This is a genomic window from Planctopirus sp. SH287 (assembly GCF_056500625.1).
In genome coordinates, this window is the sequence record NZ_CM151403.1 from 5,482,196 (window position 1) to 5,500,086 (window position 17,891).

The 17,891-nt window shown below is 54.0% G+C and carries 13 protein-coding genes and 1 tRNA gene; 9 read left to right on the forward strand and 5 right to left on the reverse strand.

Features of this window, described 5'->3' with window-relative positions; all coding sequences use genetic code 11:
• Positions 1-17: 17 nt before the first annotated feature.
• Genes SH287x_RS20415 through SH287x_RS20430 form a run of 4 tightly spaced genes read left to right on the forward strand, consistent with a single transcriptional unit; the run spans position 18 to position 6,200 of the window.
• Positions 18-1,457, forward strand: coding sequence for a DUF1501 domain-containing protein (locus SH287x_RS20415; protein WP_479516258.1), 1,440 nt, complete (start codon positions 18-20; stop codon positions 1,455-1,457).
• Positions 1,454-1,600 carry a hypothetical protein gene (locus tag SH287x_RS20420; RefSeq protein ID WP_479516259.1) on the forward strand — a complete coding sequence of 49 codons (147 nt, stop codon included), beginning with the start codon at positions 1,454-1,456 and terminating at the stop codon, positions 1,598-1,600. The genes SH287x_RS20415 and SH287x_RS20420 overlap by 4 nt, the downstream gene beginning before the upstream one ends.
• A complete protein-coding gene (locus SH287x_RS20425; protein ID WP_479516260.1) occupies positions 1,597-4,701 on the forward strand; it encodes a PSD1 and planctomycete cytochrome C domain-containing protein in 3,105 nt (1,034 codons plus the stop codon). The genes SH287x_RS20420 and SH287x_RS20425 overlap by 4 nt, the downstream gene beginning before the upstream one ends.
• Before the next feature lie 32 nt (positions 4,702-4,733).
• On the forward strand, positions 4,734-6,200 hold the full coding sequence (locus tag SH287x_RS20430; RefSeq protein WP_479516261.1) for a DUF1501 domain-containing protein: 1,467 nt from the start codon (positions 4,734-4,736) through the stop codon (positions 6,198-6,200).
• 348 nt (positions 6,201-6,548) lie between these two features.
• On the opposite strand, the gene SH287x_RS20435 is transcribed toward SH287x_RS20430, so the two are convergent.
• Complete coding sequence (locus SH287x_RS20435) at positions 6,549-7,634, reverse strand: TlpA family protein disulfide reductase (RefSeq protein ID WP_479516263.1); 1,086 nt, start codon at positions 7,632-7,634, stop codon at positions 6,549-6,551.
• Between the two features lie 572 nt (positions 7,635-8,206).
• Here SH287x_RS20435 and SH287x_RS20440 point away from each other — a divergent pair.
• Positions 8,207-8,923, forward strand: coding sequence for a hypothetical protein (locus SH287x_RS20440; protein WP_479516265.1), 717 nt, complete (start codon positions 8,207-8,209; stop codon positions 8,921-8,923).
• A gap of 301 nt (positions 8,924-9,224) precedes the next feature.
• On the forward strand, positions 9,225-9,491 hold the full coding sequence (locus tag SH287x_RS20445; protein WP_479516266.1) for a DUF6966 domain-containing protein: 267 nt from the start codon (positions 9,225-9,227) through the stop codon (positions 9,489-9,491).
• Positions 9,492-9,764: 273 nt separating this feature from the next.
• On the opposite strand, the gene SH287x_RS20450 is transcribed toward SH287x_RS20445, so the two are convergent.
• A tRNA-Ser gene (locus SH287x_RS20450) sits at positions 9,765-9,851 on the reverse strand.
• 276 nt (positions 9,852-10,127) lie between these two features.
• Between SH287x_RS20450 and SH287x_RS20455 the strand changes: the two genes are divergently transcribed.
• Both SH287x_RS20455 and SH287x_RS20460 read left to right on the forward strand, forming a co-directional pair.
• Positions 10,128-10,517: a hypothetical protein gene (locus SH287x_RS20455; protein ID WP_479516268.1), complete on the forward strand. Its 390-nt coding sequence runs from the start codon at positions 10,128-10,130 to the stop codon at positions 10,515-10,517.
• Positions 10,518-10,788: 271 nt separating this feature from the next.
• On the forward strand, positions 10,789-11,364 hold the full coding sequence (locus tag SH287x_RS20460; RefSeq protein WP_479516269.1) for a hypothetical protein: 576 nt from the start codon (positions 10,789-10,791) through the stop codon (positions 11,362-11,364).
• Positions 11,365-11,529: 165 nt separating this feature from the next.
• Here the strand turns inward: SH287x_RS20460 and mutY are convergent, their stop codons facing one another.
• Together mutY and SH287x_RS20470 are read right to left on the reverse strand one after the other, a co-directional pair.
• The gene (mutY, locus tag SH287x_RS20465) at positions 11,530-12,732 is read right to left on the reverse strand and encodes an A/G-specific adenine glycosylase (RefSeq protein WP_479516270.1); all 1,203 of its coding nucleotides are present in this window, start codon (positions 12,730-12,732) and stop codon (positions 11,530-11,532) included.
• Complete coding sequence (locus tag SH287x_RS20470; protein WP_479516271.1) at positions 12,722-15,844, reverse strand: MMPL family transporter; 3,123 nt, start codon at positions 15,842-15,844, stop codon at positions 12,722-12,724. The genes mutY and SH287x_RS20470 overlap by 11 nt, the downstream gene beginning before the upstream one ends.
• 459 nt (positions 15,845-16,303) lie before the next feature.
• Between SH287x_RS20470 and SH287x_RS20475 the strand changes: the two genes are divergently transcribed.
• Positions 16,304-17,215, forward strand: a complete 912-nt coding sequence (locus tag SH287x_RS20475) for a hypothetical protein (RefSeq protein WP_479516272.1) — start codon at positions 16,304-16,306, stop codon at positions 17,213-17,215.
• Between the two features lie 93 nt (positions 17,216-17,308).
• Here SH287x_RS20475 and SH287x_RS20480 read toward each other — a convergent pair whose 3' ends face one another.
• A complete protein-coding gene (locus SH287x_RS20480) occupies positions 17,309-17,587 on the reverse strand; it encodes a hypothetical protein (protein ID WP_479516273.1) in 279 nt (92 codons plus the stop codon).
• Positions 17,588-17,891 lie beyond the last annotated feature (304 nt).

Below are 17,891 nucleotides of genomic sequence, written 5' to 3' on the forward strand. Positions count from 1 at the left end.
TGAACCGGAAACCCAACATGCCTTCCATCCTTCGTCGTGATTTCCTCAACAATTCGTTTTCTGCCTTGGCGGGGATCGGGCTGTCGCACTTATTACAGCGCGATGGCTTCGCCTCTGAAGCGTCGTCACCCGGTTCAGGCTGGATGCCGGGAGTCGGGCAGACTCACTTTCCCGCCAAAGCCAAGCGTGTTCTGCAAGTGTTTTGTCCCGGAGCCGCTTCTCATATCGACCTCTGGGACGATAAGCCGGAACTCGTCAAACGGAGCGGGCAACCGTTACCCGGCGAAGAGAATCTGGTGTCGTTTCAGGGAAAAAACGGCAACCTGATGGCTCCACCGTGGGAGTTCGTGGCACGCGGACAAAGTGGGAAGCGGATTTCTTCGCTCCTGCCTCACATGGCCAGGCACGTTGATGACATCGCTTTCATTCATTCGATGACCTCGAAGACCAACACGCACGGCCCCGGTTGCGTGCTGATGAATACGGGGCATGCTCAGGAAGGCTTTGCCAGCGCCGGTGCATGGTTGGGATATGCCCTCGGCAGCGCCAACGACAATCTGCCGACCTACGTCGCACTACCGGATCTTCGTGGCGAACCGCCCAACGGTAAGGCGAACTGGAGCAACGGCTTTCTCCCCGCCAAACATCAGGCGATGGTGATGGCGGCGCATCTCGACATTCGCAATCTCAAACGCCCCGCCGAGATCACTGCCGACGAAGAGGCCGCCTCACGCGACTTTTTGAAACTGCTGAACTCCGAGCACATCGCGACAAACCCCGGCGATAGTTCGCTCGCAGCAAGGATGGCGGCCTATGAACTCGCGGCCCGCATGCAGGTCTCCGCGCCCGAGGTTTCGGATCTTAGCTCCGAAACCGAACAGACTCACCAGCTTTATGGCACCGACAGCAACAACAAACTGCTCGCAGCGTATGCGCGCAACTGTTTACTTGCGCGGCGTCTGCTGGAGCGAGGCGTGCGGTACGTCAATCTGTACTGTGCGTCGAGGGCCAGCGGCGTCGATGGCCTGTTGAACTGGGACGCTCATCGCACTCTAAAATCCGACTACGAACGGCATTGCCCGATCTTTGATCAGCCGACGGCAGCGCTGCTCACAGATCTCAAACAAAGCGGCCTGCTGGACGATACGCTGGTGCTGTGGACGACCGAGTTCGGCCGCATGCCGACCCATCAGGCCAACACAACCGGGCGCGACCACAACCCGGACGCCTTCACGGTCTGGATGATGGGAGCAGGAGTGAAGGGGGGCGTTTCCTACGGAGCCACCGACGAATTCGGCCGCCGCAGCGTCGAAAGAGTCACCAACGTCTGGGAATTCTACGCCACCGTATTGCGTCTGCTCGGCTACGACTTCGATCGACTCACCTGGTACCACAACGGTCTCGACCGAAAACTGACCGACGTCCACGGTCACGTGATCAAGGATGTTCTGGCATGAGTCCGGCGCTGTTCGGACATCGAGCTGTCTTGAAAGCCGTGCAGAATCGAGACTCTAAAGCGGCTCGGTCGGCGATGCTCGAACACGTGCAGGCCGCTCGAAAAGACATTAAAACGCTGCCTCAGCGGAAGGGACGAAAATGAGTTTGCGATCTCTCAGCAGTGATTGTGGCCAGCTTTTCCGCGTCGCATTCTTCGTCTTCCTGCCCTTCATCGTCGCGTCGATTGCAGTGAGCAACGGATCGATCAACTTGCTGGCGGCAGAGTCCGATTCGTTTACGAAGTCGGTCGCGCCGATACTGCAAGCCCGCTGTGTGAGTTGTCATAACTCGGTCGATCACGCAGGAACATTGTCGCTGCAGAAGCGAGACGAAGTGCTCGACAGCGGGTACGTCGAACCGGGTAATCCAGAGGACAGCGAGTTGCTCAAGGTGTTGGTGTCTGGCAATGGGAAGAAGCCGACAATGCCGAAATCGGGCGAACCACTGCAGGCTGCTGAAGTCGCGGTGATTCGAGACTGGATCAAGTCCGGGGCGAAGTGGCCGGAGGGGTTCACGATCAAAGAGCCGGTCGTCGACAACACGGACTGGTGGTCGTTCAAGCCGATGCAGAAACCCGACGTCGAAGCGTTGATGGAGACATCCCAATCTGAATTCGCAAATGTCAAATCGTCAATCAGGAACCCGATCGACGCATTCATTCTCAAATCGCTTGCTGAGCAAAAACTGACTCCATCGAAACCGGCCGATCCGCGAGTGCTCGTGCGGCGGTTGTACTTTGATCTCATCGGTCTGCCGCCCACGCCTGAAGACGTCGAAGCCTTCGTGAAGGAGTCTCAACAGGAACCCGTCGACATGAAGCCCTCGGCGTATGAGCGGCTCGTCGACCGTTTACTCGCTTCGCAGCACTACGGCGAACGCTGGGCGCGCCATTGGCTCGATGTCGTGAAGTACGCCGACACATGCGGCTATGACAAAGACAAGCTCCGACCGAACGCCTGGCCTTACCGCGACTACGTCATCAAGTCTTTTAACGACGACAAGCCGTATGCCCGCTTCGTTCAGGAACAACTCGCGGGCGATGTCCTGTTTCCTGGCCAGGCTGACGGCATCCTGGGGCTAGGTTTCATCGCGGCGGGGCCATGGGATTGGATCGGACATACGGAAGTGCCCGAGTCCAAAATTGATGGCAAAATCGCCCGGCATACCGACCGCGATGAGATGGTCAGCAATACGCTCAACACGTTTTGCTCGGTGACGATCCAATGCGCGCAGTGCCACAACCACAAGTTCGATCCGTTTACTCAGGAACATTACTACAATCTGCAATCCGTCTTCGCTGCCGTCGATCGCGCGGAACGGGCGTATGACCTTGATCCACAAATCGAAAAGCAGCGGTTGCAATTGAGCAACCAATTGAAGGCCGCTCGTGCAGCACTCGTGACGTTGAATGCGGCCATCCAAAAAGAGGGCGGGCCGGAATTAGTCGCAATCGAAAAGCAGATTTCCGACCTGCAATCAAAAGCGAGTCCCGCCGCCAAGCGGCCAGAGTTCGGCTATCACAGCGGCATTGCTCCCAAGCAGAACGTCGAGAAGTGGGTGCAGATTGATCTCGGTTCCGATGTCGACATTTCAAAGATCGTGCTGCGATCTTGTCATGACGAGTTCAACAACATTGGCGCGGGCTTCGGCTTCCCGGCGCGATTCAAAGTCTCCGGAGGGATGTCGGCTATCGATCCCTCTGCCGCATCGGCGACGCTGCTGCATGATGCCACGCAAAAGGATGTCCCGAATCCGGGGCTGCTTCCGTATGAAGTCGAGGTCACGAAGACGAGAGCGCGATTCATCCGCGTCACCGCCACCAGATTGGCACCACGACAAAACGATTTCATTCTGGCATTGGCCGAACTGCAGGTGTTCGATGCGGCTGGCAACAACGTCGCGTTGAAGTCAGAGGTGATGTCGCTCGATTCGACGGAAGCCCCTGTTCGATGGCGGAAGTCGAACCTCACCGACGGGATTTGGGCGAGTGCCGGTGATGAAGCCGCCATCAGGCAATTGGCAGAGGCTCAGAAGCAGCGACAGGCCATTCTCGATCGCATCACAACCGCCGAGAGAACTGCTGAACGCAAGCGGCTCAGTCAGGAGATCGCCACGTTCGACAGGCAACTCAAAGCCCTTCCCTCAGGCAAGCTGGTCTATGCGGCCGCAACGCACTTCGCACCGATTGCGGCCTTCAGCCCAACGAACGGCAAGCCCCGCGCGATTCACTTGCTGCATCGCGGCAACGTGACGCAACCGCTCGCGCCGTCCACGCCGGGAACGCTCCCTATTCAACTGAGTTCAGACTCTTCACTTTCCGCTGCCGGTCATTTCAAACTGCCGCCGGATCACACTGAAGGGGATCGTCGAGCGGCGCTCGCTCAATGGATCACCCGGCACGATCATCCACTGACCTGGCGTTCAATCGTGAATCGCGTTTGGCAACATCACTTTGGTCGCGGTCTCGTTGAAACTCCGAACGATTTCGGTCGCATGGGCAAACTGCCGACACATCCCGAGTTGCTTGATTGGCTCGCGATGGAATTTCGAGACAACGGCCAATCCATCAAAAAGCTGCATCGGCTCATCGTCACGAGTGCGACGTACCAGCAGTCGTCCGCTCATGACGCATCCAACAGCGCGATCGATTCCGATAACCGATTCTTATGGCGTATGAACCGCCGCCGACTTGAAGCCGAAGAGATCCGCGACGCAATGCTTTCTGTCAGCGGAAAACTCGATCTCAAGATGGGCGGCCCCGGCTATTACCTGTTCGTGCTCGAACGCCCAGAGCACTCGCCGCACTACGAGTACCACAAGTTCAATCCTGATGACGCAGCCTCGCACCGCCGTTCGATTTATCGCTTCATCGTTCGGTCTCAGCCCGACCCCTACATGACAACGCTCGACTGCGCGGACTCGTCTCAAAGCACACCGCAACGCAACGAAACGCTGACGTCGTTGCAAGCTCTCTCGCAGCTCAACAACGGCTTTTCACTGACGATGTCCAGGCACTTCGCGAGCAAACTCTCGAACGAATCCTCATCTGTCCCCGAGCAGGTCACACGTGCCTTTCATCGCATTTCTGGCCGAACGCCGACAGAAGTCGAACTCGCCGAACTAACTGCCTACGCTCAGAAGCATGGCATCGCCAACCTCTGCCGAGTCCTCTTCAACCTCAGCGAATTCGTATATGTCGACTAACTCTTGCGAGTTGTGAATCAAAGGACGTTGCCATGACCAATCGACGTGATTTCCTCAGCCAGTCGGCACATGGTTTTGGTGCTTTGGCGTTGGCTTCGATGCTGCATGCCGATGGTGTGACCGCCGCACAAACAGGCGATATTGGCTCGGGAGCGGTGCTTAAGACACTGCATCATCCGGCTAAGGCCAAGCGGATTGTGCAGCTCTTTATGTCCGGAGCCGCATCGCATCTGGATCTCTGGGATTACAAGCCGGCGCTCGAAAAGCATGATGGCGAAGCGTCCGATTTCGGTGAGCATGTCGAAGCGTTTCAGAATGGGCTTGGCCCGTGGATGAAGTCGCCGTTCAAGTTCAAAGCCTATGGCCAGAGCGGCAAGATGCTCAGCGATGTTGTCGCTCCACTGGGTGAAGTCGCGGACGAAATGACGTTCATTCATAACGTCGTTGGCAAGACGGGCGTGCATTCTCAGGCAACGTTCCTGCAAGCGACAGGCTTTCAGAATCCCGGCTTTCCCGGCATGGGGGCCTGGATCAGTTATGGCCTCGGGTCGATGAACGACAACCTGCCAACATTTGTCGTGTTGCCCGATCATCGTGGCTATCCGTCGAACGGGCCGAAGAATTGGTCATCCGCGTTTCTGCCAGCAAGCACTCAAGGGACGACAATCTTTCCCCAGCGCGACATCCCCATCGAAGACCTGTTGCCGAAGTCGGACTTCGTCACGGCGAACAGTGACCGCGACGGACTCGCATTGCTCAGCCGACTGAATCGCGGGTTTGAACAACAACGACCGGGCGACTCGCGACTGGATGCGCGCATCAAGACTTATGAGCTGGCGGCGAAGATGCAGCTCAGCGCGCCCGAGGCACTCGATCTCAGCAAAGAGCCAGATCACATCTTGAAGATGTATGGGCTTGAAACCGCGGGTAAGACGTACGGCTCCGAGATCAACGTCCCCGAAGAGGCTGAATACTTCGGTCGCAAATGTTTAATTGCGAGGCGGCTGCTGGAGCGGGGCGTGCGTTATGTCCAAATCTGGTCGGGCAACGACAACAGCTTTCCCCGCCGCAACTGGGACAGTCATGAAGATGTGAAACGGGATCATGGCCCGCTCGCGAATGGCATGGCGATCGGAGCCGCCGCACTGATTAAGGATCTCAAGCAACGCGGCTTGCTCGACGACACCATCGTCCTCTGGACGACCGAGTTTGGACGCATGCCTTCGACTCAAGGGAACAAAGGCCGCGACCACAATCCCTACGTCTTCACCAACTGGCTCTGCGGCGGCGGCATCAAGCCCGGAGTGACTCACGGCCCGTCCGATCAATGGGGATACAAGCCGCTTGATCGAGACAATCCAACTCAGGTCTACGACATTCATGCTACCATGCTGCACCTGATGGGCATCGACCACACGAAGCTCACGTTCCTCAGCAACGGCATCGATCGACGTCTCACCGACGTGCATGGGCATGTCATCGAGGAGATCCTGTCATAAGCATAAGCAAGACTGAGTGGCATTTTGGAGCTTCTCTCCCCGCAATTTCTACGAAGAGATGCCCGCAAATCTTATATGGCAGGCGGAAGCCTGCCCTACGTAGCTGGCCATTCGCCTCCCGATGCTCCCCACCACGTCTCACGGCGACGCAGTTTCAGTCAGCCACAAGCCGGAGAACATCTACTTGAAGAGGACTTGCACCTCTCTGTCCATGTCCACTCGTCAACGCACCCTCTTGTGGCTTCGCACCCCGATAGAAATCGGAATTTCAACCGGGGCACTCAGCGATTTTTATCGATAACAGGTCTGTCTAAGAACAGTGGATATCGTTGACAATTATATAAATATTTATTTGTTTTCTGTGACTAACTCATTCACCCAAGTGGCGAGCAGTGGACCAACATTTCCAGAAACTCGACGACGAATCCGTCCATTGGCATCAAGGACGAAGTATGTTGGCCACGAAGCAATTCGCCATTGTTTTGAAATCGGGCCATCGCTTCCATCAGTAACAACAGTCCATTCAAGTCCGTCGTTAACAATCTTCTTGTGTACTTTCTCAAGTGAATCGAGCGAATCACTATTCATCTCGACGATAACGACAGTTTCTTTGGAAAACCTGGAAATGATTTCTTTCTGGATCGGGTGCATAGCAACACAAGGACGACACCAGTGTCCAGAGAATGAGATGACTGCGACCTTACCTTGAATCGCTTCGTGCAAGTCGAATTTATCTCCTGAAATTGTCTTTCCCTGAGTGTCCGGCGCCGTATTGGCAATTGCTACGGGACTGCGAAGATCTTCAAGCAACGTCGTGGCGTTATCGAGGTTTTTGCCACGATAAGTAGAAACTTGAGGGTAGTCCTTAATGACTCGTTCCAGAAGTTTGACGGCGGTAGCAAGACCATTCTCGTCGCCGTGTTCCTCGGCATGACGTTTGGTGCGGGCGGCTAATACATAGAGAGCCGCGCCTTGCAGACCATGATTATCATGCTGTTCGGAAATTGTCGTCAATGCTGGATTAATGTGGTCTGATCGCAGTGGAATCAATTCTGACATCAGCAATTGTAACTGGTGCACATTTCGCAGGGTTGTCGCGTTGCTGCCAAGCAGATCAAACATGGCATCATAGTCTGCGCCTGGCGTGCCTTCGACTGTAGTCCAGATCAAACAATCAAGCCACAAGTCGTCGTGCTGATGGTTTTTGGCCAATTCCAGAAAACGAGTCGTGTATCGCGAATTGATCTGCCGCTTTTTCTCCTTTTTGTCGACAGACTCCAGCTTAGGAGTCACATCATCCAACGATTTGACTTCTGCTTTCCACTCATTGTACAGGACGCCATACGGAGTCTGTGGGCGTTTTACTTCCGTAGCCACTGTCAATGGCATCGCCACAGCGATTACGGTCAGGATCCATAAAGACTGTCGAAACATTGGGATGTCCTGATGTTGAAAAGCTGGGCAACTTTGGACTCTGGTTAAAAGTCTACTTTACTACAACGCCGCCAGCAAGAACCCTTTGTCATGAGTGGTGTCGCCAATGAGAAACTTAAACGTTCATTTCTCGTCAATAGTGGCACTCAGGGGATACGTGCAAGAGTCCGCAGTTAATGCCGGAGATGGCATGATTTGCCGTTATAACTGGACTTACCCATGAAATGTAGGCGCGGGGTAGCCCAGGTTGACTGGACTCAGTCTACCTGGGTGGCAACGCCAAAAGAGGTTAACGAGATTGAAATGGGCTAGCGGAAGGTTTTCAATGCCTTGGCCACAAGTCGAACAATAACACGGGGTGGAAGCAGCGACATGCCTTGTTATTATCGGTCATCAGCCTCTTGTGCTTCCAGCACACAGGTAGCCCAAAAACGGGCAACCTGTGCCACCCTGGCGTGGGGCCTACGTTCCAAATTGAGTGCCGGGGAAATCGCGGTCACATGTGGAAGAATGAATAAAGGCACTGCAAAGCTTGACTGGAAAGGCTCATCACTTTTTGAAAGGTTGTTTACTTGATCTCAGAACGTATTAGTTATGCCTACAACGCCGCATCGCTGGATCCTCAGAAACTGGGCGTCAACACCACCTTTCGTGAGTGGGATGACGAAGCCCGGCGAATGACCATGCTGGAGTGTGATCTGCTGAGGCTTGTAGCAGAGGGTTGCACCTTTGCAGAGCTAGCGAAACTACATCACAGAGCGTTACGAGCTGAAAATGGCTGGTTTTACGGACACTATTATGGAAACATTTCGTCTCTTCCGATTGAAGAGACGATTTCAGAGCTTTTTGCAAAAGATTGGTTGGTCACGATGACTGCCGAGCAGGCAGCGGTCGTTGTTGAAGATGAGATTAGTATTTTTGGATATTGCTTTTTTCCATCTGAACAATGGGAAGGAACCGGATTGCTTACTGAAAAAGGAGTGGAGGTGTATTTCTCTAATAGCGAAGGCAATCACCGTAAACCGCCTCCCAGTGTTGAGTGGAGAGATGGTATGGAGATCATCAGTCGCCCCAAGAAATTCACTGTGGAGGATTTACCGGTCGAATACCACAATATCCAAGGCCAAACGGTCGGCGGTGAAGAGATGGGGGTCGTGAAAGAAATCAGTCCTTTGATAAACCAGTATTTTCAGTTTCTCAAGGGATGGCGGTTGATCGCCCCGTACAACAAGGATCGCGATTACTGGGATTGCCTGAAAGACGATCCCAGAAACGTATGGGGAGAGTGATTTGCCGTATCGCCAATCTTAAGCAATACAGCAGTGCCGTAGCCCAGGCGGGGTGGCCCAGGTTGACTGTACTCAGTCTACCTGGGTGGCAACGCCAAAAGAGGTTAACGAGATTGAAATGGGCTAGCGGAAGGTTTTCAATGCCTTGGCCACAAGTCGAGCAACGACGCGGGGCGGAAGCAGCAGCAGACCTTGTTTTTATCTGTTATCAGCCTCTTGTGCTTCCAGCACACAGGTAGCCCAAAAACGGGCACCCTGCGCCACTCTGCATCACACCGCTTCAATAAACTTTAGGAGCGACATGAAGCCTACAATTCCAGAACTTGTGCAGAGGTTAACAGACCTCCTGAGCAAGCATGGTGAAGAGTCGTGGGGGGCTGCGTTGAGAAATCTCATTTCCAGATACGCCTCCAACCCAGACGAAGTTAAAGCGAATATACGCCATCTTTATGGTGGAATGGGATCACTTAACGACATTGTGTTCCAGGACAAAAACGGGTCTCTTGGCGTAGAAAACGATGAACTCGACCGAATGCGTTCGGAATTATTTGCTGCGTGCAACAACTGAATTTGCTGGCAGGGCTGCATAGATTTCCCGCTGGGTGGCCCCGGTTGAAATTCCGATTTCTGCCGGGGTGGCAAAACCACAAGAGGTTTCATCCTTAAGTCGACGGCGGTACTGATTCAGCCTTGTTTAGGGTCAGGGATGCGATATGGCTCTCTGTTCAGTGCCGTAACTTCTTCTGCCTGCGCCACACAGGTAGCCCGCAAGCCACAAACCTCGGCGTAACAATGAGAAAACCCTCCGACAACCTCGTCGAAGGGCTTTTTCACAAGAAAGCGGAGAGGGGGGGATTCGAACCCCCGGTACCCTTGCGGGTACACCGGTTTTCGAGACCGGCACAATCAACCGCTCTGTCACCTCTCCATCGCCAAGGATATCTGACAACGTTCAGCAGCGCCAAGCGTGCTCGACCAAATGTTGAGTAATTCACGCAAACCCATGCCATTTCTCAGGTTGTTTTCAAGATAAACGGCATGTCAGGAACGCGGGCAGCCTTTTTTTCAAATCTTCTTTGGGAAAACGGCGGACATGCCCTAGAATGTTCCAGAATCCCGTGTTCTCCCACCAACGGCGTTTGCATCATGCCAGATTCCAGTTGGAAGTCGGTCTGCCGTATCTCCCATTTCAGAGGAACGAAGAATGACAGAACAATCACAATCTCCGGCAGATGATTCCGTCGCTTACGTTGAGTCTTCAACAACGGCTGCTCCCCGCAAGAACCAGTCATTTCTTCTGTTGTTTGCGGTTTTAGGGCTGGGAATCGCCGGCACTTTGGCATGGAGTGAGCAAGGCAGCATTGTGGCTGCTATTAGCGGGAAGCCGGAAAAGTTGAATAGTTGCTCGTTGTCCAAGAAAAGCTGCTGCTCGTTAAGTCATGGCGTGGCAATGGCTGCTTCAACAGAAGAGGGGGGATGCTGCAGCAGCCTGAATCGTGCCAAGGCGATGGCAGCGGCAACAGAAGCTCCCGCAGTCTCTGCACTCGCTCCAGCAAATACCTCTGAGGCTGAAAACGTCGTGACCACGCTGTAATGCCGTATCACGGCTTTGTTTTCGGGTTGATGTCGCCGCAACGTCCTCCGTTGTCGGACTTGACAACCTGTTAAACCCTGCTTTTCAACTTTGACAATGCAGTAGTCAGTTTTTTGCTGTCATCCTGCATTTTCGGGGGATGAGCGGCCCTTTTGAGATGAGGGCGTGTTCTTACTTTGTAACTCCTCTTGTTGAGATGACGCATCTCTGCGAAATTCCCGGCTGATGCGCTTCAGTCAGCTTGTGGTACAGAAGGTCGGGAATTGTGCACATGGATGTTGCACTTAGAAGATTCGGTCTGCTGTTCAGTCTTCTCTGCTTTGAGATTGGCTGCGCTGGTGGCCCGCCACAAGTGTCGCAATCGGCAGCGAATCCACTATTTGTCCGTGCTCAGAATGACGAAACCGCCTGGGAGACCACGGTCGACGTCGTTCACGACTATCTCTTCGAGATTGAGAGAGAAAGTCGGGTCGATGGAATCATCGAGACGAAATTCAAAACGGGAGCCGGGATTCTTGAACCCTGGCACCGTGACTCGGCGGATGGATATTCCCGCTGGGAAAGCACACTGCAATCGATTCGGCGGAAAGCCTATATCAGCGTCACGCCTGCCCAGGGTGGCTATTTCGTGACTGTGGAAGCCTTCAAAGAAATCGAAGATGTGGCAGGGGCTGCCAACTTTGAAGGCGGGGCGACCTTCCAGGATTACAATCCCCTTCAACGGGATCTTGACTTGGTGGTTGGCCAATCCTCTCCCAGTGGCTGGATTTCTCGAGGACGTGATACGGTTCTGGAGCGTGCCATGCTGGAATCGATTCAGGCACAGTTCAACCGGAATGTCCGCTAACAAGAATGGCTCAAAGCCTGAGGGCGGCTTCTCCTCTGGAGAGGGGAAGAGGTTAAAACCGTCGCGATTAGCGGATCAGCACTCTATAAACTCCGTCCGTCTCCCTGTCGATGAAACCAGGTAAGGCACTGGAAAAGCAAGCCGGAAATGCGATCTGGCACCGGTTTATCTGGCAGGCAGGTGATGGAGCTTCTGCCATTGAGTGATCAGCTTTCTGGTCGTAATGGGAACGGCGAGAGAGTCCATCTCAACCGATGAATACCACTGCCCCAACGGATGAAGCGGGTCAAAGAAGGATGACGGATCTTTCCGGGGATGTGCTGGCTGGTATTCACACCAATAGGCATGCAGCGTGATGCGATAGCGTGTGACCGCGTGAGTGATCCGGGAAAACATCTGAAATGATGCGGGAGAGTCTCCAAATTGCTCGTGAAGGCGGGCCTGCAATTCGATGGGGAAGGTCGCCTCTCCTTTTGTCACAGCTTCTTCAGGCATGACGTATCGTGGAAAATCCCACAGCCCGGCCCAGCGTTCAGATTTTTCGCGTTGCCTTAAAAACAGCCGGCCTTCGTGCTCCATCAATAATGTGGCATCGCTCTGGGGTGTGATGATCGGCTTAGTGATTGGCAGGGGGATTTCCTGCTGGGCAGAATCTCGAAAGGCCACGCAATGGCTGGAGACCGGGCAGCGTTCGCATTCGGGATTGGCAGGGCGGCAAATGAGCGACCCGAGTTCCATCACAGCCTGATTGATCAGCCCAGGGTCACGGCCTTCAACAATCTCTTCTGCGAACTTCCAGAGGATCTTTTGTCCGGCCGACGTTTTGAGATCGCCTCGATAACCCACCAACCGGGCATAGAGCCGCTGTGTATTCGCTTCAACAATGGGAGCGGGAAGATCAAAGGCAAAGCTGGCAATGGCACCAGCGGTGTATCGCCCAATCCCGGGAAGCGCCAGCAACTGCTCAACCTGACGAGGAAACAGACCGCCATGCTGCTGGGTCAGTTGTTGTGCCGCCCGGTGCAGGTTTCGGGCACGAGAATAATATCCCAACCCTTCCCAATGCTTGAGCACGCTGGCTTCTGAGGCGTTTGCCAAGGCTTCAACCGTTGGAAAACTCGACATGAAGCGTTCAAAATAAGGGATAACAGCCACTACGGTGGTTTGTTGCAGCATGATTTCACTAATCCAGATGGAATAGGGATCATGTGACTTTCGCCAGGGAAGAGGACGGCCGTGTTGCCGATACCATTTCAGCAATTGCTTCCGGAAACTCCGCAGATCCATCATTCGTCCTGGCCGCGTTCTTGTCACAAACCCCGTACTCTCGTCACAAGCACCGCCCTGTGGCGTATCGTCATGCGACATGAGCGGGGTGCTTGAGGATTCTTGGTTCGCGGGCATCAGCGGGCATGTCGGTTTCCAACGAAGGATCTGCCTGCTGGTCGTGAGTTCCAAAGTCGGAATCTTCGATCCTGAAGGTGAACTCGGGATGTTGTTCTTGCAGGATTGAAGGGCGGTATCGAGCCAGCAGTGCGAGAATGGCTGGCAGGGGCACCAGGGAAATAAACAGGCAGCAGGTGACGCCGATTGTCAGTACCGCTCCGAGGCTAAACAATCCCCGATGAGCAGCGATCATCATCGCGCCGAATCCTACCATCGTGGTGGTGACCGTCAGAATGATGGCGTTCATCAAGCTGGGCGTCACGGTGTATGGCCCTGGGGCACGATGCCGGAAATCGTGAAGCAAATGCACCCCACTGTCGACACCCAGGCCAATAATCAGCGGCAGTACGATCAGATTGGCGGGATTCAGCGGCATCTTGATAGCCACCATAATCCCGAAAGTCATCAGCAGGCTGACAACCGGCGGCATCAGCGCCAGCAGCGTCAATCCCACGCTGCCGCTGGATCGCCATGTTGCCATGAGCATGGCCACGCCGCTGGCTGTCCCCAGCATGACAAGCGGTGCATTCTGCTGGAGCCATGACTTCCATTCCACAGAGAGAAGAGTCTGTTCAAAGGGCATGCTTTGTCCAATGAACGCAACGGCTCCGACCACCATCGCAGCAATAATTCCTGGAGTCAGACAGCTCCAGATCTGGTTTGCAGGCAAGAAATCGATGAGCAGCACCAGAATGATCACGGCCAGTGCATAGAGTGCCGCAATCTCATAGCTGTGCTTGATCTGTAAAGCGGCTTCATAGTTTTGCAGGGGCGTGCCTGTAATATTCGGATCGACTGCTCTCACAGCGGTGACGAACTCGGTCAGAGGCTCCATATCCCAGACCTGCTTTGCGGGATAAATCTGCAACAACCATTGGTCTTTGCCATTTTTTGGCTGACTGACAAACCGCGATGTCAACTCGGAAGGAAGATCACTTAAAGAGACCGGAGTGGGGTTGGAGGCCGCTTTCAAAGCCTGAAATTGGGCCAAAAGGGCATAGGACATCCGATATTGGAATTCTGTGAGCAACTGCATCTGGTCAGGGAGTTCCATGCTGGCCAGAGCATTGAGCGATTTGTCCAATCGTGCCGCCAGTTCATTGGCTTTGGGTTCTTTACGTAACCGCAGATGAGCGTAAAGATCATCCAGAGCGTGCCCCACGCGACCCGGATTGGCCGTTTTGGGAATGGGTGGCTTTTCCGGTAAATGGTTCAGGTGAGCGTGGAATCCCTGAACAAGCAACGAGGTCTGATCACGCGAATGTTCGGGAAGCCGCGTGGCAAGTTCTTCGACTTTGCGAACTTGAGGGAGAGCTTCAAACCTCGCCTTCAGTTCTCGCACTTTTTCGGGGGAATCAGCCATTGAAATGGCAAAGAGTAACGAATGATCGGCACTGGCGAAGATCCGACTTTGAGTCTCCACCGATTCCAGCCCGCGGGCCTGAAGGTGAAGCAGGTTATGGTCGTATTCGACTTGCCCGACCAGATGTCCGTCTTTCCAGCCCACCGTTTGAAAAACCAGCGCCAGAACCAGCACGCCTGACACGGCCAGAACAGTGGCAGGTGCCCGAAGAATGGATTGTCGCAGCAACTCGCCACGAATGGGTGAGGGGAGTTGTGATGCGGAACGATGACGATCCGAGATCACCAGCATGGCGGGAAGGATCGTGAAAGTCGCGACCACGCAGAGCAGAATCCCCGCACCGGCGATCAGGCCCAGTTCTGCAACACCGAGAAAATCAGTGAAAGCGGCACAAAAGAACGCTAATGCCGATGTAATGGCCCCCGTCAAAATGCTGACCCCCATGCGCCCGGAAGTATTGATCAGCGATGACTTCAGTTCCATGCCTTGTTGGCGATGCTGGATATAACGGGCCAGGAAGTGGATGCCAAAATCGACACCCAGACCAATCAGGATCGTCACAAAAGAAATCGACAGAATGTTGAGATGGCCAACAGCGAGTGTGGTGAAGCCAAATGTCCAGGCCGTTCCGACACCCAGCATGATCATGCCGATGATGGGGTGCCGCACGCCGCGAAAGCAGATCAGCATTAACAGCAGAACACCCACTTCAGAAATGATCGACGCCCAACCCATATCGGCCTGGGAACGACGCATTTCATCATTTTCCAGAACCGGAATGCCCGTCAGACTCATTTGAACTTGAGGGTTCTGATCACACACGCTGTCCATCAGTTCCCGAAGGCGATCAATCGCCTTGGTGTGCCCTTCAAAGGAACCGGCTTCTTTTTGAACGGGGGCCGTCTTCAGAAACCCCATCGTTCCCGAGTCATTGACCAGATATACCGTCTGGTTCCCCTGAGCTTTCATCTGGGGATCGAGCATGAGCAGATCGGGCCAGGGGTTCGTCAATTCCCCCGTCTGATCAACACTGCTGGCAAGACTGGCCGTCAATCGATCGGCATGATGCAGTAAGCCATCAACCTGAGTGGGTGATTTTGCGGCTTCCAGTTGTGTCTTGAGGATCACCGCAATCGCTTCCAGACGCACAAGATCCCAGTTTCCCGCAAGAATGGGCCGGTATTCATCCAGTCGTTCCAGTCCTTGGGAAAGCTGTTCAGGAGAGAGATACTGCAAGCCTTTGCTGCGCAGTTCTCCTGGCTCGACTTTGAAGAGAATGTTGCTGAAATACTCTGGCTCGTTATGTAATTTGGCGCCGAGATCATCCATCGCCTGTTTGATGCGTTCGGGGGATGACCCTTCGACCACGACAACAAGATCGCTGCCTTCGCCAAAGCTCTGGGTGTATCGCAGCCAGCGTTGATGAAAATCGGCTGACGGGTGAATCAGGTCTGATCGATCCGTCTTGAACTTCAAAAACAACGCCGTGATGAAAACGCAAACGACGACAGAAGCCGCTGCGATGGCCATCGTCGTCCAGGGACGTTTGACGCAGGAACCTGTCAGCTTGGAAAGGAACTTGCCAATAGGAGAAACCTCCGCTTCGTCGTGATCAGCGGAGGAGACCTCATGCAGATGCAAGTCTTCTGGCGGTGGTGTGGCAGAGGTCATTACAAAAATCCATATTCCCGGCATTGCTGGCGGTGTTGATGATTTCGTCGGCAATACGTGAGAATTTGTGATAGCTGATCGACGCGGCGCCCATCGCCTGACCCACGAAACTCACGAAGAATCAAGCCCCTGGCGATCGGTCGACGGAGGGACAGACGGCTTCGTGGCTTCGCACTTTAAGCGGCGCGTCCCCAAGGTTTATGAAATAGTAGGAACACCCAAGTGACCTGTCACCATCATTTGTGGTAAAGCGGGAAGGATACAACAGTGTGGGTGGTCAGCGATAAACAGGGGGAATGTCGACGAAAATGGCCGATTTTCGAGGGGGAGCAGCAAACCGGATAAGATCCTGAAGTGATTTCCAGGACGAACTTTCCGTAATTTCCATGGTAGAGAATGGGGGAAGCGCATAACATAAAGAAAGGAATCCTGTCAGAATCCTTACGGCAGATATGGCTGATGTCTCAAGGTTTGTCTCCCTCCGCTGCCGGTGATCTGCCCGCAAAACCGGGCGAGGCACCTCGTTGGATGCGAGCCAGAAAAGAGCGTCAGACCCAGTCAAATAGCGACCAGCCAAACAACGATCAGCCAAGCAGCGATCCGACGAAAAATGTGCCTCCATTGGATCTCAGCCAGGCGGTGGTGGCAGACAACAGCACGACTTGGGCGCGAAGACTGTTGACCTACGCACTGACGGCGTATGGAGTCTCACTGCTGCTGCATCTCTTCTTGCTCACGTCTGTTTCCTTTTTCTACTTTACTGCGGGCAGCACTCAGGGACTGAATCTGTTTGGCGGATTAGAAAACGGCGATGGCGAAGCACTGGTTCTGGATACTGTTCTTTCTGGTGGGGATGACTCACCGGCGGCTCAGATTGAAATGTCACCACTCGATTTGATGCAAAGCGGAACTTCAGGGTTTGATCCCTTTGAACTCAGCCAGTCGTCATCTGGGGCCAATGGAACAGGAGAGGACGGAGAAGGGGGTGAAGGAGGCGGCCAAGGAACCAGCATGCCCAATGTCGGCATCCCGACCTTTGCGATCACTAAAGGAAGCTTCAGTGTCTGGACAGAGCCGCGCGATCCTAAAGCCAATCAGAATTATCACATCATCATCCATGTGAAGCTCCCTAAAAATCAGGCCGTTTATCAATCCAATGACCTGACGGGTGATGTCATCGGGACAGATGGTTTCCGGTTGATCATTCAGAACGCCATCAAGCAGGCCAATACACCAGCGCGCATCAAAGTCAAAGATGGCGGCGTCCAATTGAAGGTCTTTGTTCCAGGGGCTGACCGATTGGTGCGCGACGAAATCCGCGTCAATTCCCGCCTGTTAAGAGAGAAACAGGTCATCGAAATCGAGTTTTGATCGCACTCATCAGCGGCTTAAAGCTGGCATGGCGATCATGTTGATGTTGTGGCCGGTCTGAGCGTTGGGGCCGGTACAGCTTTGGGGCCGCTATCAACAGAGAGACAGCAGGTCTTGCAGATCGCAGCGAATTTCGTTTGACAACAAACTGAATGGGGTGCGATGCGCCACCCGATCTCTTAATCGTTGCAGTTTCCCGTAAAGAATCTCCTGCTCACTCAGCAGAAATTCATTCCGGAAATCACCCGTATGAAGGGGAGAGGAAATGGCACAGGAAGAAATCCGTCCAGATGCGGGGCCATTCTCCGTCGTTCGCCGCATACGACCTGCAAGCAGCACATCCAACAGACTGACAAGCCACCGGTCTCTCATGAGGCTGGGCTGTTCCTCTAAAACCTGGCGGAGATCTCCGAGAAGAAGATACTCTAAATCAGACCAGTGGGTCTGAGGGACTGCGGATGGTTGTGCCGTGGTCGACATCATCATTTCAAGCCGCAGTGCCGTTGGGGGGAAGTTTATGGGAGAGTTACCCCTTCACCTAAGCAAGCAATGTGCCATCACCTCCCGTTCGTGTAGAAAATTCGAGAATGACAGGATCAATCAGACCTGCTGACTCCCGGATGTCGTTTTTTCTCTTGAAATCGAGTTGACCTAGTAGATCCACCCATGTGCATAT